Source organism: Pseudomonas sp. KH_050 (genome assembly GCF_057838875.1).
This window is the reverse complement of sequence record NZ_CM174478.1, coordinates 523,892-546,693: the sequence shown is the minus strand read 5'-3', so window position 1 is coordinate 546,693 and position 22,802 is coordinate 523,892. Positions and strand designations below refer to the sequence as shown.

General features: G+C 60.3%; 19 protein-coding genes. 10 read left to right on the top strand and 9 right to left on the bottom strand.

The window, feature by feature from the left end:
- Window positions 1–211 precede the first annotated feature (211 nt).
- The 8 genes from betA (at window position 212) to yccS (ending at window position 12,489) form a co-directional block, all read left to right on the top strand.
- Complete coding sequence (gene betA, locus AC3IUA_RS02485; protein WP_489358953.1) at window positions 212–1,915, top strand: choline dehydrogenase; 1,704 nt, start codon at window positions 212–214, stop codon at window positions 1,913–1,915.
- Window positions 1,916–2,091: 176 nt separating this feature from the next.
- The gene (locus tag AC3IUA_RS02480) at window positions 2,092–2,787 is read left to right on the top strand and encodes an RraA family protein (RefSeq protein WP_489358952.1); all 696 of its coding nucleotides are present in this window, start codon (window positions 2,092–2,094) and stop codon (window positions 2,785–2,787) included.
- Between the two features lie 98 nt (window positions 2,788–2,885).
- Window positions 2,886–4,328, top strand: a complete 1,443-nt coding sequence (locus tag AC3IUA_RS02475; RefSeq protein WP_489358951.1) for a TldD/PmbA family protein — start codon at window positions 2,886–2,888, stop codon at window positions 4,326–4,328.
- Complete coding sequence (locus tag AC3IUA_RS02470; RefSeq protein WP_489358949.1) at window positions 4,328–5,665, top strand: TldD/PmbA family protein; 1,338 nt, start codon at window positions 4,328–4,330, stop codon at window positions 5,663–5,665. Before AC3IUA_RS02475 ends, AC3IUA_RS02470 begins: the two co-directional genes overlap by 1 nt.
- A 149-nt stretch (window positions 5,666–5,814) precedes the next feature.
- The gene (gene mdtD / locus AC3IUA_RS02465; protein ID WP_489358948.1) at window positions 5,815–7,242 is read left to right on the top strand and encodes a multidrug transporter subunit MdtD; all 1,428 of its coding nucleotides are present in this window, start codon (window positions 5,815–5,817) and stop codon (window positions 7,240–7,242) included.
- A gap of 153 nt (window positions 7,243–7,395) precedes the next feature.
- A complete protein-coding gene (gene dbpA / locus AC3IUA_RS02460; protein ID WP_489362210.1) occupies window positions 7,396–8,733 on the top strand; it encodes an ATP-dependent RNA helicase DbpA in 1,338 nt (445 codons plus the stop codon).
- Between the two features lie 139 nt (window positions 8,734–8,872).
- Window positions 8,873–10,051 carry a BaiN/RdsA family NAD(P)/FAD-dependent oxidoreductase gene (locus AC3IUA_RS02455; protein ID WP_489358947.1) on the top strand — a complete coding sequence of 393 codons (1,179 nt, stop codon included), beginning with the start codon at window positions 8,873–8,875 and terminating at the stop codon, window positions 10,049–10,051.
- A 254-nt stretch (window positions 10,052–10,305) separates the two neighbouring features.
- Window positions 10,306–12,489, top strand: coding sequence for a YccS family putative transporter (yccS, locus tag AC3IUA_RS02450; RefSeq protein WP_489358946.1), 2,184 nt, complete (start codon window positions 10,306–10,308; stop codon window positions 12,487–12,489).
- A gap of 22 nt (window positions 12,490–12,511) precedes the next feature.
- On the opposite strand, the gene AC3IUA_RS02445 is transcribed toward yccS, so the two are convergent.
- Window positions 12,512–13,249 (bottom strand): substrate-binding periplasmic protein, encoded by a 738-nt coding sequence (locus tag AC3IUA_RS02445; RefSeq protein WP_489358945.1) that lies wholly within the window; start codon window positions 13,247–13,249, stop codon window positions 12,512–12,514.
- 268 nt (window positions 13,250–13,517) lie between these two features.
- On the opposite strand from AC3IUA_RS02445, the gene AC3IUA_RS02440 reads away from it, so the two are divergent.
- A complete protein-coding gene (locus tag AC3IUA_RS02440) occupies window positions 13,518–13,970 on the top strand; it encodes a GNAT family N-acetyltransferase (RefSeq protein ID WP_489358944.1) in 453 nt (150 codons plus the stop codon).
- Window positions 13,971–14,150: 180 nt separating this feature from the next.
- Here the strand turns inward: AC3IUA_RS02440 and AC3IUA_RS02435 are convergent, their stop codons facing one another.
- The 3 genes from AC3IUA_RS02435 to AC3IUA_RS02425 are packed head-to-tail and all read right to left on the bottom strand — an operon-like array spanning window position 14,151 to window position 17,151.
- Entirely contained in the window at window positions 14,151–14,447 is a 297-nt protein-coding gene (locus AC3IUA_RS02435; RefSeq protein ID WP_150644437.1) for a winged helix-turn-helix domain-containing protein, read from the bottom strand.
- A 23-nt stretch (window positions 14,448–14,470) separates the two neighbouring features.
- The gene (locus AC3IUA_RS02430) at window positions 14,471–14,983 is read right to left on the bottom strand and encodes a M48 metallopeptidase family protein (protein WP_489358943.1); all 513 of its coding nucleotides are present in this window, start codon (window positions 14,981–14,983) and stop codon (window positions 14,471–14,473) included.
- A 44-nt stretch (window positions 14,984–15,027) separates the two neighbouring features.
- The gene (locus AC3IUA_RS02425; RefSeq protein WP_489358942.1) at window positions 15,028–17,151 is read right to left on the bottom strand and encodes a putative bifunctional diguanylate cyclase/phosphodiesterase; all 2,124 of its coding nucleotides are present in this window, start codon (window positions 17,149–17,151) and stop codon (window positions 15,028–15,030) included.
- A 324-nt stretch (window positions 17,152–17,475) separates the two neighbouring features.
- On the opposite strand from AC3IUA_RS02425, the gene AC3IUA_RS02420 reads away from it, so the two are divergent.
- On the top strand, window positions 17,476–18,144 hold the full coding sequence (locus AC3IUA_RS02420; RefSeq protein ID WP_489358941.1) for a polysaccharide lyase family 7 protein: 669 nt from the start codon (window positions 17,476–17,478) through the stop codon (window positions 18,142–18,144).
- A gap of 275 nt (window positions 18,145–18,419) precedes the next feature.
- Here AC3IUA_RS02420 and fba read toward each other — a convergent pair whose 3' ends face one another.
- From fba to epd, 5 genes are all read right to left on the bottom strand, one after another.
- Window positions 18,420–19,484, bottom strand: coding sequence for a class II fructose-bisphosphate aldolase (fba, locus tag AC3IUA_RS02415; protein ID WP_489358940.1), 1,065 nt, complete (start codon window positions 19,482–19,484; stop codon window positions 18,420–18,422).
- A 293-nt stretch (window positions 19,485–19,777) separates the two neighbouring features.
- Window positions 19,778–20,101: an MliC family protein gene (locus AC3IUA_RS02410; RefSeq protein ID WP_489358939.1), complete on the bottom strand. Its 324-nt coding sequence runs from the start codon at window positions 20,099–20,101 to the stop codon at window positions 19,778–19,780.
- Between the two features lie 60 nt (window positions 20,102–20,161).
- Window positions 20,162–20,383 carry a hypothetical protein gene (locus tag AC3IUA_RS02405; RefSeq protein WP_489358938.1) on the bottom strand — a complete coding sequence of 74 codons (222 nt, stop codon included), beginning with the start codon at window positions 20,381–20,383 and terminating at the stop codon, window positions 20,162–20,164.
- 32 nt (window positions 20,384–20,415) lie between these two features.
- Window positions 20,416–21,579, bottom strand: a complete 1,164-nt coding sequence (locus AC3IUA_RS02400; protein ID WP_489358937.1) for a phosphoglycerate kinase — start codon at window positions 21,577–21,579, stop codon at window positions 20,416–20,418.
- A 25-nt stretch (window positions 21,580–21,604) separates the two neighbouring features.
- Window positions 21,605–22,660 (bottom strand): erythrose-4-phosphate dehydrogenase, encoded by a 1,056-nt coding sequence (gene epd / locus AC3IUA_RS02395; RefSeq protein ID WP_489358936.1) that lies wholly within the window; start codon window positions 22,658–22,660, stop codon window positions 21,605–21,607.
- Window positions 22,661–22,802: the final 142 nt, after the last annotated feature.

Here is a 22,802-nt window from a genome sequence, read left to right as displayed (position 1 = left end):
GCAAAACCTGAGGCTGAGGGCCTTTTGTGGCGAGGGAGCTTGCTCCCGCTGGGCTGCGAAGCGGCCCCAACCTCAGGTTCGGCACTCATTCAGACAGAACACGGTCGCTGATTTGCGACTGCTGCGCAGCCGAGCGGGAGCAAGCTCCCTCGCCACAGTGAGTGACAGCTCGGCGACTGCGACCTGACCCAACACAAAGAGGGTGCATTCAATGTCCCAAGAATTCGATTACATCATCATCGGGGCCGGCTCTGCCGGTAACACCCTGGCGACCCGTCTGACTGAAGACGAAGGCGTCACCGTACTGCTGCTCGAAGCAGGCGGCCCGGACTATCGCCTGGACTTCCGCACGCAAATGCCGGCCGCCCTGGCGTTTCCGCTGCAAGGTCGTCGCTACAACTGGGCCTACGAAACCGATCCGGAACCACACATGAACGGTCGCCGGATGGAATGCGGTCGTGGCAAAGGCCTGGGTGGCTCGTCGCTGATCAACGGCATGTGCTACATCCGCGGTAATGCCATGGACTACGACGGCTGGTCGAAGCTGCCAGGTCTGGAAGACTGGACTTACCTCGACTGCCTGCCGTATTTCCGCAAGGCTGAAACCCGCGACATCGGCCCGAACGACTACCACGGTGGCGACGGTCCGGTCAGCGTGACCACGCCCAAAGCCGGCAATAACCCGCTGTTCAGTGCCATGGTCGAAGCCGGCGTGCAAGCCGGTTACCCGCGTACCGAAGACCTGAACGGCTACCAGCAGGAAGGTTTCGGTCCGATGGACCGTACCGTGACGCCGAGCGGCCGTCGCGCCAGCACCGCCCGTGGTTACCTGGACATCGCCAAGAAGCGCTCGACCCTGACCATCGTCACCCACGCCCTGACCGACAAGATCCTGTTCGAAGGCAAGCGTGCAGTCGGTGTACGTTATCTGGTGGGCGACGCCGAAGAGCGTGTTGAAGTCAAAGCACGCAAGGAAGTGCTGCTGTGCTCCGGCGCCATCGCTTCGCCGCAGATCCTGCAACGCTCCGGTGTCGGCCCGGCCAAACTGCTGGAAAGCCTCGACATCCCGGTGGTCCACGACCTGCCGGGCGTCGGTGAAAACCTGCAAGACCACCTTGAGCTGTACCTGCAATACGCCTGCACTCAACCCGTCTCGCTGTACCCGTCGCTGCTGCTGCACAACCAGCCGGGCATCGGTGCCGAGTGGCTGTTCAATGGCACTGGCATCGGTGCCAGCAACCAGTTCGAGGCCGGTGGTTTCATCCGCACCCGTCCGGATTTCGAATGGCCGAACATCCAGTACCACTTCCTGCCGGTGGCGATTAACTACAACGGCAGCAACGGCGTGAAAGAACATGGCTTCCAGGCGCACATGGGTTCCATGCGTTCGCCAAGCCGCGGGCGCATCCAGGCCAAGTCCAAGGACCCACGCCAGTACCCAAGCATCCTGTTCAACTACATGGCCACCGAGCAGGACTGGCAGGAATTTCGCGATGGCATCCGCCTGACTCGGGAAATCATGCAACAGCCGGCTCTCGACGCGTACCGTGGTCGTGAGATCAGCCCGGGTATCGACGTGCAAACCGACGAGCAGCTGGACACGTTTATCCGCGAACACGCCGAAACCGCGTTCCACCCGTCCTGCTCGTGCAAGATGGGCACCGACGAGATGGCCGTGGTCGATGCCGAAGGTCGTGTGCATGGCATGCAAGCCCTGCGCGTGGTCGACGCCTCGATCATGCCGATCATCACCACCGGCAACCTGAACGCGCCGACGATCATGATCGCCGAGAAAATCGCCGACAAGATCCGTGGCCGTAAACCACTGCCACGCAGCACCGCCGACTACTACGTCGCAGGTGATGCGCCGGTACGCGGCAAGCCGCTGCGGGAAGTGAGCCGGACTGCGCAATAACCGGAATGGCGCCAACCGCAACGGCTGGCGCCAGCTGCTACGGGTTTGCGTAAACCCTCCCTCTACCGCTTCACCCTTGATCCAACCCCCTGCGCAGGCCTAATCTAGTGCCGCGCAATCGTTTCACCCCCGCCCCAATCGACAAGCTGCCACTAGACTGGCCACGAGGCTTTCTCATGTTTGATGTCGTCTCTTCGAGCAAATGGCCCACCGGCTACATGATCAATCCAAACGCTGAACCCCTCGATCCAAAATGGCTAAAGGAATTCAGCAAGATCCCCGCTGCTGCTGTCAGCGACTGCCTGGGTCGCAATGTCGGCGGCCTGGGCCTCAAGGCCTTCCATGGTAACGCCCCGATGCTTGGCAGCGCGCTGACCGTGCGTGTGCGCCCTGGCGACAACCTGATGATTCTCAAAGCCATGCAGATGGCCCGCCCCGGCGATGTGCTGGTGATCGACGGCAGCGCCGACCTCACCCGTGCCGTGTTTGGCGGCATCATGCGTGCCATGGCCCTCAAGGCCGGGATCGTCGGTGTAGTGATCAACGGCGCCCTGCGCGACCTCGACGAGTGGCAGACCGGTGAACTGCCGGCCTACGCCATCGGCGGCGTTCACCGGGGTCCGAGCACCGATGGTGGCGGCGAGATCAACGTGCCGATTTCCTGTGCCGGGATGCTCGTCGCACCGGGCGACCTGATGATCGGCGACGGTGACGGCGTGGTCGCAGCTTCGCGCTCCGAACTGCCGGAACTGCTGACTCGCTGCCACGACCTGCTGGCCCGCGAAAAAGCCACGCTGGCCGCGATCGAAGCCGGCACCCTGGACCCGGATCGGTTTGATGCGATTCTGCGGGCCAAGGGTTGTCCGGTCTGATTGTGTAGAGTTTGAGATCCACCCCTCTCCCCAGTGGGGAGAGGGCCAGGGTGAGGGTGGTTCCCACTGCCGCCACTCCATAACAAGGAGGTCCCCGAATGTTCGATTTCCACCCCCGGCTCAAGCAGCGCTTCGCTGCCTTGCGCACAAGCGCTGAATTCTTTTCGTTGCGCTATGTGCGCGAGTCGGGCCAGTACCTGTCGGTGCGCAAGAACGTTGCGGAGCCTCCCCACCTTGGCCGTGACGAAGGCGTAATGCTGACCGCACGAGTCAATGGCGTTGAAGCCTACGCCGCGACCAACGACCTGTCCCAAGCCGGCCTGCAAGCCGCCCTCGAAAGGGCCGAGCAGCAAGCCCGGTTGATTGCCGCCCACGCCTTGCTCGACCTGCGCCAACAGCCAGTATCCAGTGAACGCGCCGATTACCTTTCGCCGAACCTCGAACAACCCTTCCCGTCCCTCAGCGATTGCTACCAATTGCTCGGCGACGAGTCCGCCGCCGTGCCGAAAGACCAACGGCTGGTGAACTGGGAGGTGAGTATCGGCATCGCCCACGTCGAGCAGATCTATCTCAACAGCGCGGGAGCCGAACTGCGTCAGGCCCAACGTTTCGTCTACCCGAGCCTGGAGGTCACCGCCTACGACGGCAATGACAGCCAGACCCGCAGCCTGGGCCGCGAGAACTTCGGCCAGCAAGGCGGCTTTGACGTAGTCAGCCGCTGCGGGCTGGTGGGTGCCGGGCCCAAAGTCGCCGAACAGGCCTTGCAACTGCTGCTGGCGCCGAATACCCCGCAAGGCCCTCGCGACCTGTTGCTGATGCCGGACCAGATGATGCTGCAGATCCACGAGTCCATCGGCCATCCGCTGGAGCTCGACCGGATTCTCGGCGACGAACGCAATTACGCCGGCACCAGTTTCGTCAAGGCCAGCGACTTCGGCAGCCTGCAATACGGCTCGAAACTGCTCAATGTCAGCTTCGACCCGGACATTCCCGAACAGCTCGCCAGCTACACCCATGACGACGACGGCACCGCCGCGAACAAACAATTGCTGATCCGCGAAGGGTTGCTGCTGCGCCCATTGGGCGGTGCGCTGTCGCAGTACCGATCCGGCCTCGACGGCGTCGCCAACAGCCGCGCCTGCGGCTGGAACCGTCCGCCGATCGATCGCATGGCCAACCTGAACATCGAGCCGGGCGATCAGTCGCTTGGGCAATTGATCGGCGGCATCGAGCGCGGCGTACTGATGTCGACCAACCGCTCCTGGTCGATCGACGATGCGCGCAACAAATTCCAGTTCGGCTGCGAATGGGGCCAGCTGATTGAAAACGGTGAACTCAAAGGGGTGGTGAAGAACCCCAACTACCGAGGGATTTCCGCGCAGTTCTGGCGCAACCTCAGTGCCGTTGGCGACACCAGCACCTTCAAGGTCCTCGGCACGCCGAACTGCGGCAAGGGCGAACCGAATCAGGTGATTCGGGTCGGCCATGCGTCGCCGGCCTGTGTGTTCAGTAACGTTGATGTGTTTGGAGGAGATGCCTGATGAGTACTGCCCCGAGTCAGGTGCAACAATTCCAGACACTGGTCGATTGGCTGCGCAACAACCTGCGCGAGCCGGAACAGTTCACCCTCGGCTACGATGCCGAGTCCTCGGAATTCATTCGCTTCAACCACGCCAAGGTGCGCCAGGCCGGGCATGTGCAGCAGGCCAGCCTGAGCTTCAAACTGATCAACGCCGGACGTCACGCAGACCTTGGCATCACCCTGGCGGGCGACCCGCAAGTCGATCGCCAACGCCTGGCCGAGGGGCTGCAACAGCTGCGCGAAACCTTGCCATTGTTGCCGCAGGACCCATATCTGCTGCTCAACCACACTGGCTGGAAGAGCAAGAATGTGCAGGACCACCCGCTACCGGATACCGAGCAGGTGGTTGCCGAAATCGCTCGCGCCGCTGACGGCCTCGACCTGGTCGGTTTCTATGCCGCCGGTCCCATCAGCCGTGGCTTTGCCAGTTCTGCCGGAGCATTCGGCTGGCACCAGGCCAATAGTTTCAACTTCGATTTCAGCCTGTTCCACGCCAACGGCCAGGCAGTCAAAGCCAGCTACGCCGGGCATGACTGGAGCAATGAGGGTTTTGCCAAACGCTTCGAGCAAGCCCGCGAGCAGCTGGACTTCCTGAGCCGGCCACTGCGCACCTTGGCGCCGGGACACTACCGAGCGTACCTCGCCCCGGCTGCCCTCGAGGAAATCATCGGCATGCTTTGCTGGGGTGGTTTCTCGGCGCAGTCGATCGCCAACAAGAACAGTCCGCTGCAACGGCTGTATGGCGGTGAAAGCCAGTTCAGCCCGCTGCTGTCCCTCGATGAAAAAGTCACCGGATCGTTGAGCCCGGCGTTTTCCAATGAAGGCTATCCGCGCAGCGACCTGACGCTGATCAACGCCGGCAAGGCCGACGCGCAGCTGGTCAACTCACGCAGTGCCGCCGAATACGGCCTCAGTGCCAACGGTGCCAGCGACGGCGAATCGCCGAGCGCGCTAAACATGGCGGCGGGTTCACTGGCACCGGAAGAGATTCTCAAGCAGCTGGGAACCGGCCTGTACATCAGCAACCTCTGGTACCTGAACTACTCGGACCAGCCGGCCGCACGCCTGACCGGCATGACCCGTTTCGCCACCTTCTGGGTGGAAAATGGCGAAATCCAGGCCCCCGTCAGCACCATGCGTTTCGACGACAGCGCCTATAGCCTGCTCGGCTCGCAACTGGAGGCGCTGACCCGCGAGCGTGAACTGATCTTGTCGGCGAGCACCTACAGCCAACGACAAACCGCCTCGGCGCTGCTGCCGGGAGCGTTGGTCAGCCGACTCACCTTGACCCTGTGACACCGTGAAAGATCGCAGCCTGCGGCAGCTCCTACGCCGGCCCAATACACCCGTGATATTGCCGATGTACACAAATCCTGTAGGAGTTGCCGCAGGCTGCGATCTTTTCAAGGCACACACGAAAACGACTCACACCCACAAGAGGTTCCATGCCCAACCGCCCGGCTCTCGATGCAACAACCGCCTACTGGGTGCCTTGGGTGGTGGCGATCGCCTTTTTCATGCAGTCCCTCGACGGGACGATCCTCAACACGGCGCTACCCGCCATGGCCCGGGATCTGGCGGAAGACCCGCTGCGCATGCAAGGCGTCATCATTGCCTACATGCTCACCGTGGCCCTGCTGATTCCCGCTTCGGGCTGGATCGCCGACCGCTTCGGCACCAAGAAGATATTCTTCAGCGCGATTTTGCTGTTCAGCCTTGGCTCGCTGCTCTGCGCATTGTCGAGCTCCTTGAGCATGCTGATCGGCGCGCGGGTCGTGCAAGGTCTCGGCGGCGCACTGATGCTGCCGGTGGGCAGGCTGGTGGTGCTGCGGGCCTACCCGCGCTCGGAACTGGTGCGGATCATGGGGTTCATCACCATTCCCGGGCTGCTCGGTCCGCTACTCGGCCCGACCATGGGCGGCTGGATGGTGCAGTACCTGACCTGGCACTGGATCTTCCTGATCAACCTTCCGGTCGGCATGATCGGTTGCTACGCGGTGTGGCGCTTCATTCCCGATTTACGCGGCAGCGAGCGCACGCGCTTCGACGGTGTGGGCTTTGTGCTGTTCGGCGCGGCCATGGTGTTGATCACCATCGCCATGGAAGGTCTCGGCGAACTGCATTTGCCGCATCTGCGGGTGATGTTGCTGCTATTCGCCGGCATGGCCTGCCTCGCGGCGTACTGGCTGCGGGCCGGGCATATCGACAATCCGTTGTTTGCGCCCTCGCTGTTCAAGACCCGGACCTTTGCCGTGGGCATCCTCGGCAATCTGTTCGCCCGTCTGGGCAGCGGCGCGCTGCCGTTCCTGGTGCCGTTGCTGCTGCAAATCGCCCTGGGTTATTCACCGTCCCAGGCCGGGATGAGCATGCTGCCACTGGCGGCGGCGGCGATGATTGCCAAATCCGTCGCCCGACCATTGATCGAGCGCTTCGGCTATCGCATCGTGCTCACCGGCAACACCCTGGCGCTCGGCCTGATGCTGGCAAGCATGGGCCTGGTCAGCGAGCAGACGCCTTACGGGTTACTGTTGTTCCAGCTCGCTATTTTGGGTGCGATCAACTCCCTGCAGTTCACCGCCATGAACACCGTGACCCTGATCGACCTTGACGATGCCAGCGCCAGCAGCGGCAACAGCCTGCTGTCGGTGGTCGCGCAATTGTCCCTGAGTCTGGGCGTGGCCTGCGCCGGCGCCCTCCTCGGGGGCTTTACCGCACAGACCGGCAATGACGGCGTGAACAGCGTGCTGGAGGCGTTTCAGCTGACCTTCGTGACCGTCGGCATCATGGCGATGCTGGCAGCGGCGATCTTTTCCCAGCTATCGCCCACGGACGGCAGGCGGGTTCGACGCCCTCAGGAGCACATCGAGCCCTGATTTCTGACAAAAGGTGGCTACCTTGGCTACTTTTCGTCCAGAACTTGCAGGGAAAATGCTGGGGACTGGTACACTGCGCGACATTTTGTTTTGCAGGCCAGTCCCGTGACCACCATTGCCACCGCTTTTAATACTTTGCCGCTGTCCGCCGCCATGCTGGCTAACCTCGACTCCCTCGGTTATGCCCAGATGACGCCGATCCAGGCGCAAAGCTTGCCGGTGATCCTCAAGGGGATGGACCTGATCGCCCAGGCCAAGACCGGCAGCGGCAAGACCGCGGCCTTCGGTATCGGCCTGCTGAACCCGATCAATCCGCGCTTCTTCGGTTGCCAGGCGCTGGTCATCTGCCCGACCCGTGAGCTGGCCGACCAGGTCGCCAAGGAAATCCGTCGACTGGCCCGCTCCGAAGACAACATCAAGGTCCTGACCCTGTGCGGTGGCGTGTCGTTCGGCCCGCAGATCGGTTCCCTGGAACACGGCGCCCACATCATCGTCGGCACCCCGGGGCGCATCCAGCAGCACCTGCGCAAGGGTTCGCTGGTGCTCCACGGCCTGAACACCCTGATCCTCGACGAAGCCGACCGTATGCTCGACATGGGTTTCTACGATTCCATCGAAGAAATCATCGCCCAGTGTCCGGAACGTCGTCAGACCCTGCTGTTCTCCGCCACCTACCCGGTGGGCATCAAGCAGCTGGCGTCGAAATTCATGCGCAACCCGCAGCAAGTGAAGGCCGAGGCGTTCCACGACGACACGCAGATCGAGCAGCGTTTCTACGAGATCTCGCCAGAAGAGCGCATGGACGCGGTGGTCAAAGTCCTTGCGCATTTCCGTCCGCAATCCACCGTGGCTTTCTGCTTCACCAAGCAGCAGGTCCAGGAAACCGTTGACCATCTGACCGCCAAAGGCATTTCCGCCGTCGGCCTGCATGGCGACCTGGAACAACGCGATCGTGATCAAGTGCTGGCGATGTTCGCCAACCGCAGTACCTCGGTACTGGTCGCCACCGACGTTGCCGCTCGCGGCCTGGACATCGATGCGCTGGACATGGTGGTCAACGTCGAACTGGCCCGTGACTCGGAAATCCACATTCACCGCGTCGGCCGTACCGGTCGTGCCGGTGAGAAAGGCATTGCGATCAGTCTGGTCGCGCCGTCCGAAGCACATCGCGCCCAGGCCATCGAGCAGTTGCAGAAATCGCCACTGAGCTGGGACCAGCTGGACAACCTGAAATCCCAGGGCGGCGCCCCGCTGCTGCCGGCCATGAGCACCCTGTGCATCGGTGCCGGCCGTAAAGACAAGGTTCGCCCGGGCGATATCCTCGGCGCACTGACTGGCGATGCCGGCATCCCGGGTGCCCAGGTCGGCAAAATCGCCATCTTCGATTTCCAGGCCTATGTGGCCGTGGAACGCAGCATGGCCAAGCAGGCCGTGCAGCGTTTGAGCGAAGGTAAAATCAAAGGCCGCTCGTTGCGCGTGCGGATTTTGTAAGAACGCTACGTACCTGACTGCAGGAGCTGCCGCAGGCTGCGATCTTTTGATTTTGCTTTTTTCGGCGGTTAATCGCCGAAAGATCAAAAGATCGCAGCCTTCGGCAGCTCCTTGGGTTGTTTATTTTGAGGACACCGTTTTGCGCTCTACCGAAGTCGTGATCATTGGCGCTGGCGCCGCAGGTTTGATGTGCGCCCTGACTGCCGCCGGGCGTGGGCGCAAGGTGATGTTGATCGACCATGCAAACAAGGCCGGCAAGAAAATCCTGATGTCCGGTGGTGGACGCTGCAATTTCACCAACATGTACACCGAACCGAACAATTTTCTCTCGCAGAACGCGCACTTCTGCAAATCCGCCCTGGCCCGCTACACCCAATGGGATTTCATCGGGCTGGTGGCCAAGCACGGCGTGCCCTACCACGAGAAAAAACTCGGCCAGTTGTTCTGCGATAACAAGTCCAGCGACATCCTCGGCATGCTGCTCGACGAATGTGCTCAGGTCGGCGTCAGCCTGCACCTGGACACCTCGGTCCAGAACATCGAAAAACTCGAAAGCGGCTACCTGCTGGAAACCACGTTGGGCCAGTTGACCTGCGAATCCCTGGTGATTGCCACGGGCGGCTTGTCGATCCCGACATTGGGCGCTACCGGCTTCGGTTATCAGGTGGCCAGGCAGTTCGGTCACGAGCTGCTGCCAACCCGCGCCGGCCTGGTGCCGTTCACCATTACCGATCAGCTCAAGGAGCTGTGCTCCGAGCTGTCCGGTACTTCGGTGGATTGCCTGGTGAGCTGCAACAATCAGAGCTTTCGCGAGAACATTTTGTTCACCCACCGCGGTCTGAGCGGCCCGGCGATTCTGCAGATTTCCTCGTATTGGGAATCCGGCGACACGCTGGAAATCAACCTTCTGCCGGATCATGACGTACCGAGCTGGTTGCAGCAGCAACAGGCCGAACGCCCCAATAGCGAGCTGAAAACCCTGCTCGGCGAGATCTTCACCAAAAAGATGGCCAACCTGCTCGCCGATAGCTGGTTCGTTTCCAAGCCCATGAAGCAGTACACCCACGCTGAATTGGCCGATATCGCCGAAAAACTCGCGAGCTGGCGGCTGGTCCCGGCCGGCACCGAAGGCTACCGCACCGCCGAAGTGACCTTGGGCGGCGTCGACACCCGCGAGGTTTCGTCGAAAACCATGGAATCGCTGAAAAGCCCTGGCCTGTATTTCATCGGCGAAGTGCTGGACGTCACCGGCCACCTCGGGGGCTTCAACTTCCAGTGGGCCTGGGCCTCGGGCTACGCTGCAGCGCAATTCGTCTGACCCAACGCTCACTGTAGGAGCTGCCGCAGGCTGCGATCTTTTGATCTTGATCTTCAATAGGTGCCGGTCCCGAAAAGATCGCAGCCTGCGGCAGCTCCTACATGAGACCGTATTTCAAAGCCACGGCATGGGTTTCCAAGGGACCGTACTTCAAGGGCGGAACAGATTTTGCTGCCAGATGTGATCGGCGCCATTGCATCGTCGTCATTACTGGCTCAATTTAGCTGCATTGCCCCGGAAGGCCTTTCCACTACATGTCATCGACTTCGTTTCGTCAGTCTCTGCGTCGCCTCTGGGCGCTGGATAAATTCAGCTACAGCGTGCGGGTATTCATCGCTCTGACCGGCAGCATGGCGCTGTGCTGGTACCAGGATGAAATGGCGTTGCTGATCCCGTTGTTCCTGGGGATTATCGCCAGCGCCCTGGCCGAGACCGACGACAGTTGGCAAGGCCGCCTGAATGCCCTGGCCGTGACTCTGGTGTGCTTCAGCGTTGCGGCGTTTTCCGTCGAACTGCTGTTTCCCTACCCGCTGATTTTCGTCGTGGCGCTGGCACTGGCCAGTTTCGGCCTGACCATGCTCGGCGCATTGGGTGAGCGCTATGGGGCGATTGCTTCGGCAACCTTGATCCTCTCGGTCTACACCATGATCGGCGTGGAGCAGCGTGGTGGCGAGGTCACCGACCTCTGGCATGAACCGGTCCTGCTGGTGGCCGGTGCAGCGTGGTACGGCTTGTTGTCGGTGTTGTGGCAGGTACTGTTTTCCAACCAACCGGTGCAGCAAAGCCTGGCGCGACTGTTCCGGGAGCTGGGGTACTACCTGAAGCTGAAGTCGTCGCTGCTCGAACCGATCCACCAACTGGATGTCGAAGCACGGCGTCTGGAACTGGCCCAGCAAAACGGTCGGGTCGTCGCAGCGCTCAATACCACCAAGGAAATCATCCTGCACCGGGTCGGCAATGGCCGGCCGGGGTCGAAAGTCAGTCGCTACCTGAAGCTGTACTTCCTCGCGCAAGACATCCACGAACGTGCCAGCTCTTCCCATTATCCCTACAACGCCCTGGCCGAAGCCTTCTTTCACAGCGACGTGCTGTTCCGCTGCCAACGCCTGCTGCGCCAACAGGGCAAGGCCTGCCGGGCACTGGCGGAGTCGATCCAGATGCGTCAGCCGTTCGTCTATGACGCCAGCTTCGCCGAAGCCCTGAGCGACCTGCATGCCTCCCTCGACCACCTGCGCATGCAGAACAACCCGGCCTGGCGCGGCCTGCTGCGCTCTTTGCGGGCGCTGGCGGCGAATCTTGGCACCCTCGACCGGCTGATCAGCGACGCGAGTAACCCGGATACTCTTGCCGACGCCACCGACAGCAGCCTGCTGGACCGTTCGCCGCGCAGCCTCAAGGACGTCTGGACCCGCCTGCGGACCCAACTGACGCCGACGTCGCTGTTGTTCCGGCATGCCCTGCGTTTGCCCCTGGCGCTGAGCATCGGCTATGGCATGGTGCATTTGATCCACCCGTCCCAGGGTTACTGGATCATCCTCACCACACTGTTCGTCTGCCAACCGAACTATGGCGCCACCCGCCGCAAGCTCGGCCAGCGGATCATCGGCACCGCTATCGGCTTGATCGTAGCCTGGGCGCTGTTCGACCTGTTCCCGAGCCCCTTGATCCAGTCGCTGTTCGCGATTGCCGCCGGGGTAGTGTTCTTTATCAACCGCACTACCCGTTACACACTGGCGACCGCAGCGATCACTATCATGGTGCTGTTCTGCTTCAACCAGGTGGGTGACGGCTACGGCCTGTTACTGCCGCGACTGTTCGATACTCTGCTGGGCAGCCTGATTGCCGGCCTGGCGGTCTTCCTGTTCCTGCCGGATTGGCAGGGTCGCCGCCTGAACAAGGTGCTGGCCAATACCCTGACCTGCAACAGCATCTACCTGCGGCAGATCATGCAGCAATACGCGGCTGGCAAAAGTGACGATCTGGCGTATCGCCTGGCCCGGCGCAATGCCCATAACGCCGATGCAGCACTGTCGACCACCCTGGCCAATATGCTGATGGAACCAGGGCATTTTCGAAAGGAAGCCGATGTCGGCTTCCGTTTCCTGGTGCTCTCCCACACCTTGCTCAGCTACCTGTCGGGCCTCGGCGCCCACCGTGAAACCCAGCTACCCGGCGAAGTGCGCGAGCATTTGATCAATGGTGCCGGTGTCAGCCTGGCAGCGAGCATCGACGAAATTGCCCAAGGGCTGGCAAGTAAACTGCCGATTGCGATTCAGAGCGATGCCGAAGAAGCGCTGGCCAATGATCTGGAGCTAATGCCCGACGAAATTGATGAAGGTCAACGGTTGGTGCAGTCGCAGTTGGCGCTGATCTGCCGGCAACTGGGGCCGTTGCGGACATTGGCGGCGCATTTGATCAAGGATACGAGCGAGGCTTGAGAGCCCGCGGCCCTTTGAGACGTTACATCCCGTGCTGCCTGAGCAGCCGGTCATAACTGCCGTCGGCCTTCATCGCGGCTATCTCCCGATCGAATCCGGCGACGATCTGTTGGTGTCTGGGGTTTTTCAGGCTGACCAGAATGTGCAGGCTGTTTTCACTCAACGGCTGTGGCACAAACTCCACCGCATTGCGCACCTTGGGCGACTCGCGGGCCAGGTAATAGCGTGCGACGAATTCATCCTCCAGGGTCAGTTTCACCCGGTCCGCAGCCAGCATACGCACCGCCATCGAAAAACTATGCACCGGCACTTTCTGCAGGTCCGGGTCACTGTCGAACGTCGACGAATAGGCGTAACCGCGCACCACCGCGATCGGGTACTCATGCAGCTGCTGCAGGTTGTGGTACTCGATCGGCTCGCTCTTGCGTTTGATGAAGCGCACCCGGTTGAGCAGGTATTCACTGGAGTATTGCCCGAACCGGGTCCTGGCCTCGTTGAACCAGGCATTCACCAGCACGTCGTAACGCCCTTCGCCAACCCCCAGCAAGGCCCGGGCCCAAGGCACTTGTTCGAATTCACTGGCATAGCCGGCCCGCGCCAAGGCAGTACTGACAATATCGGTGGCTAACCCGCCATTGACCAGCGTGGAGTCGGTAAACGGCGGCCACGCATCGGCTACCAGACGCAATTTTTCCGCATAAACGCTCTGACCCAGCAAGAGCAATCCTATCAATGCAAAGGCTCGAAGCAATCGCGGCATGCTAAAACATCCTTAGCGGGGGGTGCCCAGCGTGTGTTTAGCCAACTCGAAGGTCCGTGTGCCGGCAAACGGCCACAACTCCGGTCCTGACATTAGCTCATGGGAGCCACTGCAAAGAGCTGCAAAACAGATTACACAAAGATGACCGTGCCGAGCAAAAATGAATGATGGCAATTTGATTGCGTTTACATAAACGACCTTTTCCGCCAGCAGACATCCATTTGAATGGCGCCTAGTATCAGAACCAGAGTTCTTACAGGATGAAGTGATGACAATTGATTGGATTTGCAAACACCACAGCGATCTGGGCAAAGAACAGCTGTACGCCATTCTGCAATTGCGCACGGAAGTCTTCGTGGTCGAACAGAAATGCGCTTATCAGGATGTCGATGGCCAGGACCTGGAGGGCGACACCTGCCATTTGATGGCCTGGGAGGGTGATCGGCTGGTGGCTTATCTACGTTTGCTCGACCCGGTTTCCCAAGGCGGTGACGTGGTCATCGGCCGTGTGGTGATTGCGCCAGAGGCACGAGGCAAAGGCCTGGGCCATGAGCTGATGGCCAATGCCTTGAAGCAGGCTGAAAAGCATTGGCCCGAGGTGCCGATCTATCTGTCGGCACAGGCGCATTTGCAGGGTTATTACGAGCGCTATGGGTTTGTCGTGGCGGGCGAGGAGTACCTGGAAGACGATATTCCGCATATCGGGATGCGTAAGCCTTGAAAATGCTTTCAGGTGAACCCTGTGGCGAGGGAGCTTGCTCCCGCTGGGTTGCGCAGCGGCCCTAGAAACTGCAAAGGTGTTGTATCAGGCACACCGCATTCAGCGATTTTACGACTGCTTCGCCCGAGCGCGGACCGGCCGACGGGAGCAAGCTCCCTCGCCACAAGTAGTCGCCAGATTTCAGGGATACCCCAGCACCGCCTTTACCTGCCCCAGGTGCTGGGTAATCCAGCCTTTGTCGATCGCCCCCCAGCTATGGATCTGGTAACGCCCGGCATGGTTGCGCGCGCCATCCTTTTGCTCGAACTCGCAGACGATATCCAGATCCGCCAACGCGGCAATCGTATCCTGCGCCGTGCGCCGGGGCATGCCGGTGACCTCGGTGATGGCCGGAACGCTACTGGCCAGCTGGCTGTCGATCAGATATGCCACATACAAGCGCCGGTAAAAGCTGCTCTTGGTCTTGCTTACGTCCATTCACAAACTCCTTCTCGGTACCGTTACGGGGCCACAACAGCCTTGCCCTGCATGTCCCGATAAGTCAGGTAGATGCGCAGGTCGAATTCCAGTTGGTGGTAGCCCGGCAGCATGTGCTCGCAGAGCTGATAGAACGCCTTGTTGTGGTCGGACTCTTTGAAGTGCGCCAGTTCATGCACAACGATCATGCGCAGAAATTCCGGCGCCGCATCCTTGAACAATGCGGCGATGCGGATTTCCTTCTTGGCTTTGAGTTTGCCGCCCTGCACCCGGGAAATCGCCGTGTGCAGGCCAAGGGCGCGATGGGTCAGGTCCAGGCGGTTATCGAACAGCACTTTATCGATGGCTGGCGCGTTACGCAGGTGTTCCTGCTTCAAGGCCAAAGCAAAGCTGTACAGCGCTTTGTCGCTTTGCACCGCATGTTTGTCGGGATAACGCTGGCTCAGATAGTCGCCCAACCGATCTTGCGCGATCAGCTGGCGCACTTGCTCTTGCAGTGCGGCGGGATAAGCCTGGAGGTACTTCAACGCGGTCATGGGAGCGGGCAACACAGTCACGAAAGGTTAACAGTGTAGCGAATTCAGCCTCTGAGCGCGCCCCAGTCAAACGGCTGCGCGAAGCGGCCGGCATCACCGGCCGTCAGCGGTAGCGCCACCAGGAACCCCTGCACGTACTCACACCCATTGGCCTGCAACCACTGGAATTGCTCAAGCGTTTCCACCCCTTCGGCGATCACCTGCAAACCGTACTGTCTGCACAGCTCGATAACGCTACGGACCATCGCAGCATCCCGCGGCGAGTCGAGCAGTCGGGCGATCAGCTGCCGATCGAGCTTGAGGCTATCGAACTCCAGGTCTCGCAGGTGCGCCAGAGAGCAGTTGCCCACCCCAAAATCATCAAGCGCCACCCGCACCCCAAGGTTGCGCAGCAGACGCAATTGTTTGCGCGACTCCTCGAAATTCTGCATCAGCGCGCTCTCCGTCACTTCGACTTCCAGCTGGCGCGGCTGCAAGCCATGACGCTCAAGCACCTGCCGAAATTCGGTGACCAGGTTCGGCATGCTGAACTGGCTCCCGCTCAGGCTTACACAGAGCACAAGGTCGTCCCCAAACACGCCCTCCCAGGCGCTGCGCTGAACCGCGCTCTGCTGATAGATCCAACTGCTCAGGCGGCTGATCAGTCGTGCTTCTTCCAGTAATGGCAGGAACAGCCCCGGTGGCACATCACCGACACTCGGGTGCTGCCAGCGCAGTAACGCTTCGAAGCCGCGCAGGCGACCATCGGCTATCGCTACCTGAGGCTGATACACCAGGTTGAAATCCTTGTTCTCAATCGCTGAGCGCACGCTTTCTTCGAGCATCAAGCGCGAACGGGCGCGGCCATTCATTTCGTGATCGTAGAATCGATACTGCTGACGTCCGGCGCGCTTGGACTCGTACATGGCGATATCGGCCGCCCGCAGCAAGCCGTCGAGATTGGAGCCGCAGTCCGGGTAGGTGGCGATTCCGATACTTACACCAAGCGTCATGTCCAGCCCCTCTATCTGCTGACAGATCGACACTCGCTCTATGAGCTTTTCCGCTATTTTTGCCGCCTGTTCGGGGAATTCCAGATCCAGCAGCGCGGTAAACTCATCGCCCCCCATGCGCGCCAGGATATCGGATGAGCGCAGGCAGGCCTTCAATTGCTCCGACACCCAGCGCAGCACCCGATCCCCGGCATCGTGTCCCAAAGAATCATTGACTCGTTTGAAGCCATCGAGGTCCAGATACAGCAGCACCGGCGTGGAGTTCGAACGCTCGGTGCGCAGCAGAATAGTCTCCACGGTCTGGTAGAACCCACGGCGGTTGAGCAGCCCGGTCAAGGGATCGGTGACGGCCTGAAACTCCAGTTGCTGATGCAGATGGCGCACCACCGACATATCCAGCACCGTCACCACCATGGCTTTCTGGTCCGCCGGCAACGGCGCGCACGACAGCGCCACGGGCACCTGCTGACCCGGCGCGGTGCGCAGCATGGCATCGTGCAAGCGCCAGGTTTCACCGCGGCGGTAGACCAGATAAAGCTCTGAATCGATCCAGCAGGGCACATGCGGACTTTGCAGAAAACTCACAAACTCCGCACCCTGCAACTCTCCCACCGGCGCATTGAGCAACCGTGAGATCGCCGGGTTGGCAAAGCGGATCAAGCCGCCTTCATCCACCACCAAAATCCCTTCTGCCGCGTTGTCCAGCACCGAGGCATTGAACGCCCGCGCCACCTCCAGGTCATGACTCAGACGCTGCAATGCCCGTCGATTGCGTTGATGCTCGAGCAATGCCTGGACTTTGGGTTTGAGAATCTGCGGGTCGAACGGCTTGAACAGGTAGTCGACTGCGCCACTGGCATAGCCCTTGATCACGGAGGCCTGGGACTGCTCGTTGGCGGTGAGGAAAATGATCGGGGTCTGCTGAGTTCGTTGACTGCCGCGCATCAGGCGCGCCACTTCATAACCGTCCATGCCGGGCATCTGCACATCCAACAGTACCAGGTCGACTTCATGCTCGAGCAACAAGCCCAGCGCCTCGACTCCAGAGGCCGCCGTGATGACATGCCAGTCCTGGCGTTGCAGCAGCGCACGCATGCTGATCAAATTTTCGGGATAGTCATCAACTATCAAAAGGACTGAACGGACTTCACCTGGCTTGGGTTGCGCGCATTCCATGCTGCTTCTCTTGTCTGGGTGTCGTGCCGGTAACGGAGGGAAAACCGGACAAATACTGAGGTTTCACTCTAGACCCGGATCCGCGAAAGCAGTAGGTGTCATCAAGCCATCATTGCGCCAATCCTTCAGGCACCCGACTAACGGTATGCTCCACAGGCCCCGTAAACCGGGAAAGATGGCGTTTAGCCAGAAGGTTGACGTCAACTCTCCGCCATATGGGCGTTAACAAATTGACGCTGCGCGTTTATAAAGACTGCCCTCTAAAAGCGCGAGCTAAAGCCTCTGGCGGTTCGCGCGCAGCATGAATCAGCAAAAGGTTTGAACATGATCGATATGGCATCCTGGAACTTGAGCGTTCCCGTCGGCAGCCCTCCGGCGACCATCGAAACCTCCAGACTGGTGAATGGTTTCAAAGATCAGTACTTCAATTCCGATGGCAGCACCGTATATTTCTGGACACCCGTGACCGGTACACGCACTGCAAATGCCAAATTTCCGCGTACCGAATTACGCGAAACCTACTCCAACGGCAAATTGCACAATTGGCTCTACCCCGCCGCCGACAATCTGCTGCGTGCCACCCTGGTGATAAACCAGGTGCCATCCACTGGCAAGATCGTCATCGGCCAGATCCACGCCTACAAGAGCACCAGACCCATGGTGAAGGTCGAGTACCAGTACAAGGAAAGCTCCAAGAGCGGCAACATTGTCGCCAAAGTGCGCATGCGCCCCGATGATAACGAAGGCCGGGTGATCAATATCGCCCAGGGCGTGAAACTCAACAGTGAGTTCTCCTACCAGATCCACCTCAGCCCTGGTGGCGCCCTCGGCATCAGCGCTGCCGGCTACAAGTGGGACACGCAGATCGGTGCTGCCTGGCGCGACAAACCGCTGTACTTCAAGGCTGGGGTCTACGTCCAGGACAATACCGGCTACAAAAGCGAAGGCGGCAAAGCGACGTTTTCCAGGCTGGATATCGATCACAATAAGTAGTGGTGGATTGCGGCCCCTGCAGGAATGCAGCCTTTTGTGGCGAGGGAGCTTGCTCCCGCTCGAGTGCGCAGCACTCGCAAAACCGGCCGATGCGTTCTAGCCGATAAAACGCGATTGCAGGTTTCGGGCCTGCTGCGCAGGCCAGCGGGAGCAAGCTCCCTCGCCACAGGGGAACGTACACTTACCTACTGCCTGATTGCAGACTCGCCAGAACGCTCCCACAAAAAAACCCGCATCTCTGCGGGTTTTTTATGAACGCTATCAAACACCCAGGCTTAGTTGACCTTGGCGTTCAACTCACCTTTGGCGTAACGCTGGAACATCGCTTCCAACGAGACTGGCTTGATCTTCGAAGCATTGCCCGCAGTGCCGAAAGCTTCGTAACGCGCGATGCACACGTCACGCATGGCAGTCACGGTGGCGCCGAAGAATTTACGCGGATCGAATTCGCTCGGGTTGGTAGCCATCAGGCGACGCATGGCGCCAGTGGATGCCAGGCGCAGGTCGGTGTCGATGTTGACCTTGCGCACGCCGTGCTTGATGCCTTCAACGATTTCTTCAACCGGTACGCCGTAGGTTTCTTTGATGTCGCCGCCGTACTGGTTGATGATCGCCAGCCACTCTTGCGGAACCGAAGAAGAACCATGCATCACCAGGTGGGTGTTAGGGATGCGTTTGTGGATTTCTTTGATGCGGTCGATAGCCAACACGTCGCCGGTAGGTGGCTTGGTGAATTTGTAGGCGCCATGGCTGGTGCCGATGGCGATGGCCAGAGCGTCGACCTGGGTGCGCTTGACGAAGTCAGCGGCTTCTTCCGGGTCGGTGAGCATCTGGCTGTGATCGAGCACGCCTTCTGCGCCGATGCCGTCTTCTTCACCGGCCATGCCGGTTTCCAGCGAACCCAGGCAGCCCAGCTCGCCTTCTACCGAAACACCGCAGGCGTGAGCCATGGCTACGGTTTGTTGGGTAACGCGGATGTTGTAGTCGTAGTCGGTCGGGGTCTTGCCGTCTTCGCCCAGGGAACCGTCCATCATCACCGAGCTGAAGCCCAGTTGAATGGAGCGCTGGCAGACGTCAGGGCTGGTGCCGTGGTCCTGGTGCATGCACACCGGGATGTGCGGGAACTCTTCGATCGCGGCCAGGATCAAGTGACGCAGGAACGGTGCACCGGCGTATTTACGCGCACCGGCGCTAGCCTGGACGATCACCGGGGAGTCAGTCTTGTCAGCGGCTTCCATGATGGCGCGCATCTGCTCAAGGTTGTTGACGTTGAAGGCTGGAACGCCGTAGCCGTACTCGGCTGCGTGGTCCAGCATCTGGCGCATGCTGATAAGTGCCATTGGGTGTGTATCTCCCGGTTGAGGGTCGTTAATCGTGCAAGCCTGCCGTAGCGGCGGCTGCTATTCAAGTTATTGCAGATCGGGGGTAAGCCCTGGCTGCCAATTCGGTGGTGCATAAATCTACAGTCCGTAGCAGCTGGCGAAGCCTGCGTTCGGTCTGGGCCGCACTCGGACGAAGCGGTCGTAAAAACGGTCATCCGGATTATCCTGACAAACCGAGGTGCCAGGTTCTACGACCGCTTCGTGGCCGAACGCAGCCTGGCGGCAGCTGCTACGGATATCCGGCCTTACGGTTATTTACAGCCGCGGCCGATCAAATCATTGGTGGCGACCCAGTAAACCAGGCCTTCCTCACCTTTTATGTGAAACGCCAGCATGTCATTGCTGTACAGCGAACCCGAGCCGCTTGGCTCAAGTTTCAGGCGGTAGACCCGATCGGCCCCGCCCAGACGTAAATCGACTTGCGTACGGTTACTGTCGGCGTAGCGCCAGACTACTTGAGCCTGGCTGTCGCAGCTCCAGGTCGTCCAGCTGTCCTGCTGCGGCGACTCAAACAGGTTCAGGTTGGCGCATCCTGCGAGCACTACCAGCGCCGTCACGGCGATAAAGCCTTTCATCGGCGTCCCTCGGCTTACGGCTGACAGCCGCAAGCACCGCGCGTTATTGAATCTGACCCGTCAAGGGCAGCCATGTTCCTTGGCCTTGGCTGGAGTCTCATATTTGTCCAGACCTTCCGGCCCCGAGCGCTTGTTGATCACCGGGGCGGTTTCGGCCTGCCAATCGGCCTGATAGCAGCCGCGTTCCGGCTCGCCCGCGGCAGGCTCAGGCTGGGTCTTAGGGGTACTCCCGCAGCCGGCCAACAAACCCGCGAAGAGCAACAGCGCTAACGTCTTGACCATTTGAATATTCCTTTTTCAGGCCAGATAAACCCTTAGGCTTTCGCGCGGCTTTCCAACACTTCAACGGCTGGCAGTACTTTGCCCTCGACGAACTCGAGGAACGCACCACCGCCGGTAGAAATGTAGGAGATTTGCGCTGCAACGCCATATTTATCGATGGCCGCCAGTGTGTCGCCACCACCGGCAATGGAGAACGCCGAGCTTTCAGCGATAGCCTGGGCCAGAACTTTGGTGCCGTTACCGAACTGGTCGAACTCAAATACACCGACCGGACCGTTCCACAGAATGGTCCTGGACGATTTCAGCAGCTCAGCGAAGTTCGCCGCGGTTTGCGGGCCGATGTCCAGAATCATATCGTCTTCGGCGACATCAGCGATCAGCTTGACGGTGGCCACAGCGCTTTCGGCAAATTCCTTGGCAACCACCACGTCGACCGGCAATGGCACGCTGACTTTAGCGGCGATGGCGCGGGCGGTGTCCAGCAGGTCCGGTTCGTACAGCGACTTGCCGACCGGGTGACCGGCCGCAGCGAGGAAGGTGTTGGCGATGCCGCCGCCAACGATCAGCTGGTTGCAGATCTGGCTCAGGCTGTTGAGCACATCGAGCTTGGTCGAGACCTTGGAGCCGGCAACGATGGCGGCCATTGGTTGGGCCGGGGCGCCGAGGGCTTTGCCCAGTGCGTCCAGTTCGGCCGCCAGCAACGGGCCTGCGGCCGCGACTTTAGCGAATTTGGCCACGCCGTGGGTCGAGCCCTCGGCGCGGTGAGCGGTGCCGAAGGCGTCCATCACGAACACGTCGCACAGGGCCGCGTATTGCCGGGCCAGTTCGTCAGCGTTCTTTTTCTCGCCTTTGTTGAAGCGCACGTTCTCGAACAGCACGATGTCGCCGGCCTTGATGTCGACGCCACCCAGATAATCGGAGACCAGCGGCACTTCGCGGCCCAGGGCCTTGCTCAGGTAATCGGCAACCGGCTTGAGGCTGTTCTCGGCCGAGAACTCGCCCTCGGTCGGACGGCCCAGGTGTGAGCAGACCATCACGGCCGCGCCTTTTTCCAGGGCCAGCTTGATGGTCGGCAGCGAAGCCAGGATTCGCGCATCGCTGGTGACAACACCGTCCTTGACTGGGACATTGAGGTCTTCACGGATCAGTACGCGTTTACCTTGCAGATCGAGGTCGGTCATCTTCAACACGGTCATGGGTCGCATTTCCTGGGTTACTGTATTAGAGAGCTGGTTTTGGAGTAGCGGTGTGCAGATAGTGCTCCGCAACATCCAGCATTCGATTGGCAAACCCCCATTCGTTGTCGAACCAGGCCAGCAGGTTAACCAGCCGTGGGCCGGAAACGCGGGTCTGACTGGCGTCGACAATCGCCGAGTGAGGGTCATGATTGAAATCACAACTGGCATGAGGCAACTCGGTGTAGGCCAAAAGGCCTTTGAGCGGGCCGCTGGTGGCGGCCTCGCGCAGGATCCGGTTGACCTCGGTGGCGTTGGTATCGCGTGCGGTCTGCAGGGTGATATCCAGGCAGGACACGTTAACCGTCGGCACTCGCACTGCTTTGGCCTGAATTCGCCCGGCAAGTTCCGGCAACAGCCGTTCAATGCCACGCGCCAGACCAGTGGACACCGGAATCACCGACTGAAACGCCGAACGGGTGCGGCGCAGGTCTTCGTGATGATAGGCGTCGATCACCGGCTGATCGTTCATCGCCGAGTGAATGGTGGTGATTGACACGTACTCCAGGCCGATGGCCTGATCCAGCAGGCGCAATAGCGGCACACCGCAATTGGTGGTGCAGGAAGCGTTGGACACCAGCAACTCGTCGCCAGTCAGGCAATCCTGGTTGACGCCATAGACGATGGTGGCGTCGACATCCGCCTCGCTGGCCATCGGTTGGGAGAACAGCACCCGCGGCGCGCCGGCATCCAGGAAGCGCTGGCCGTCGACCCGAGTGTGGTAGGCACCCGAGCATTCGAGCACCAGATCGACACCCAGTGCTGCCCAGTCGATGCCTTCAGGGGTGGCACTGCGCAGAACCTTCACGCAGTCGCCATTAATATGCAGACAATCGCCGTCGACCTTCACCGCACCGGGAAAACGCCCGTGAGTGGAGTCGAAGCGTGTCAGGTATTCGATGCTGGCCATGTCGGCCAGATCGTTGATCGCAACTATTTCAAACCCGGCCGCCGCTCCTCGCTCGAACAAAGCACGCAAGACGCAACGACCAATCCGGCCGTAGCCGTTGAGTGCAACTTTGTAGGGACGCGGTTGAGGCATGGGGTTCTCGATAATGCGCGGACAGACGAATTCTTATGAACAACACACCCCCCCGTAGGAGCTGCCGATAGGCTGCGATCTTTTGATTTTGCTTGTAAAAACAAGATCAAAAGATCGCAGCCTATCGGCAGCTCCTACGGGG

Coding starts and splice junctions, on each gene's coding strand:
- betA (WP_489358953.1), top strand. CDS start 212: ATGTCCCAAGAATTCGATTACATCATCATCGGGGCCGGCTCTGCCGGT.
- AC3IUA_RS02480 (WP_489358952.1), top strand. CDS start 2,092: ATGTTTGATGTCGTCTCTTCGAGCAAATGGCCCACCGGCTACATGATC.
- AC3IUA_RS02475 (WP_489358951.1), top strand. CDS start 2,886: ATGTTCGATTTCCACCCCCGGCTCAAGCAGCGCTTCGCTGCCTTGCGC.
- AC3IUA_RS02470 (WP_489358949.1), top strand. CDS start 4,328: ATGAGTACTGCCCCGAGTCAGGTGCAACAATTCCAGACACTGGTCGAT.
- mdtD (WP_489358948.1), top strand. CDS start 5,815: ATGCCCAACCGCCCGGCTCTCGATGCAACAACCGCCTACTGGGTGCCT.
- dbpA (WP_489362210.1), top strand. CDS start 7,396: ATGCTGGCTAACCTCGACTCCCTCGGTTATGCCCAGATGACGCCGATC.
- yccS (WP_489358946.1), top strand. CDS start 10,306: ATGTCATCGACTTCGTTTCGTCAGTCTCTGCGTCGCCTCTGGGCGCTG.
- AC3IUA_RS02445 (WP_489358945.1), bottom strand. CDS start 13,249: ATGCCGCGATTGCTTCGAGCCTTTGCATTGATAGGATTGCTCTTGCTG.
- AC3IUA_RS02440 (WP_489358944.1), top strand. CDS start 13,518: ATGACAATTGATTGGATTTGCAAACACCACAGCGATCTGGGCAAAGAA.
- AC3IUA_RS02435 (WP_150644437.1), bottom strand. CDS start 14,447: ATGGACGTAAGCAAGACCAAGAGCAGCTTTTACCGGCGCTTGTATGTG.
- AC3IUA_RS02430 (WP_489358943.1), bottom strand. CDS start 14,983: ATGACCGCGTTGAAGTACCTCCAGGCTTATCCCGCCGCACTGCAAGAG.
- AC3IUA_RS02425 (WP_489358942.1), bottom strand. CDS start 17,151: ATGGAATGCGCGCAACCCAAGCCAGGTGAAGTCCGTTCAGTCCTTTTG.
- AC3IUA_RS02420 (WP_489358941.1), top strand. CDS start 17,476: ATGATCGATATGGCATCCTGGAACTTGAGCGTTCCCGTCGGCAGCCCT.
- fba (WP_489358940.1), bottom strand. CDS start 19,484: ATGGCACTTATCAGCATGCGCCAGATGCTGGACCACGCAGCCGAGTAC.
- AC3IUA_RS02410 (WP_489358939.1), bottom strand. CDS start 20,101: ATGAAAGGCTTTATCGCCGTGACGGCGCTGGTAGTGCTCGCAGGATGC.
- AC3IUA_RS02405 (WP_489358938.1), bottom strand. CDS start 20,383: ATGGTCAAGACGTTAGCGCTGTTGCTCTTCGCGGGTTTGTTGGCCGGC.
- AC3IUA_RS02400 (WP_489358937.1), bottom strand. CDS start 21,579: ATGACCGTGTTGAAGATGACCGACCTCGATCTGCAAGGTAAACGCGTA.
- epd (WP_489358936.1), bottom strand. CDS start 22,660: ATGCCTCAACCGCGTCCCTACAAAGTTGCACTCAACGGCTACGGCCGG.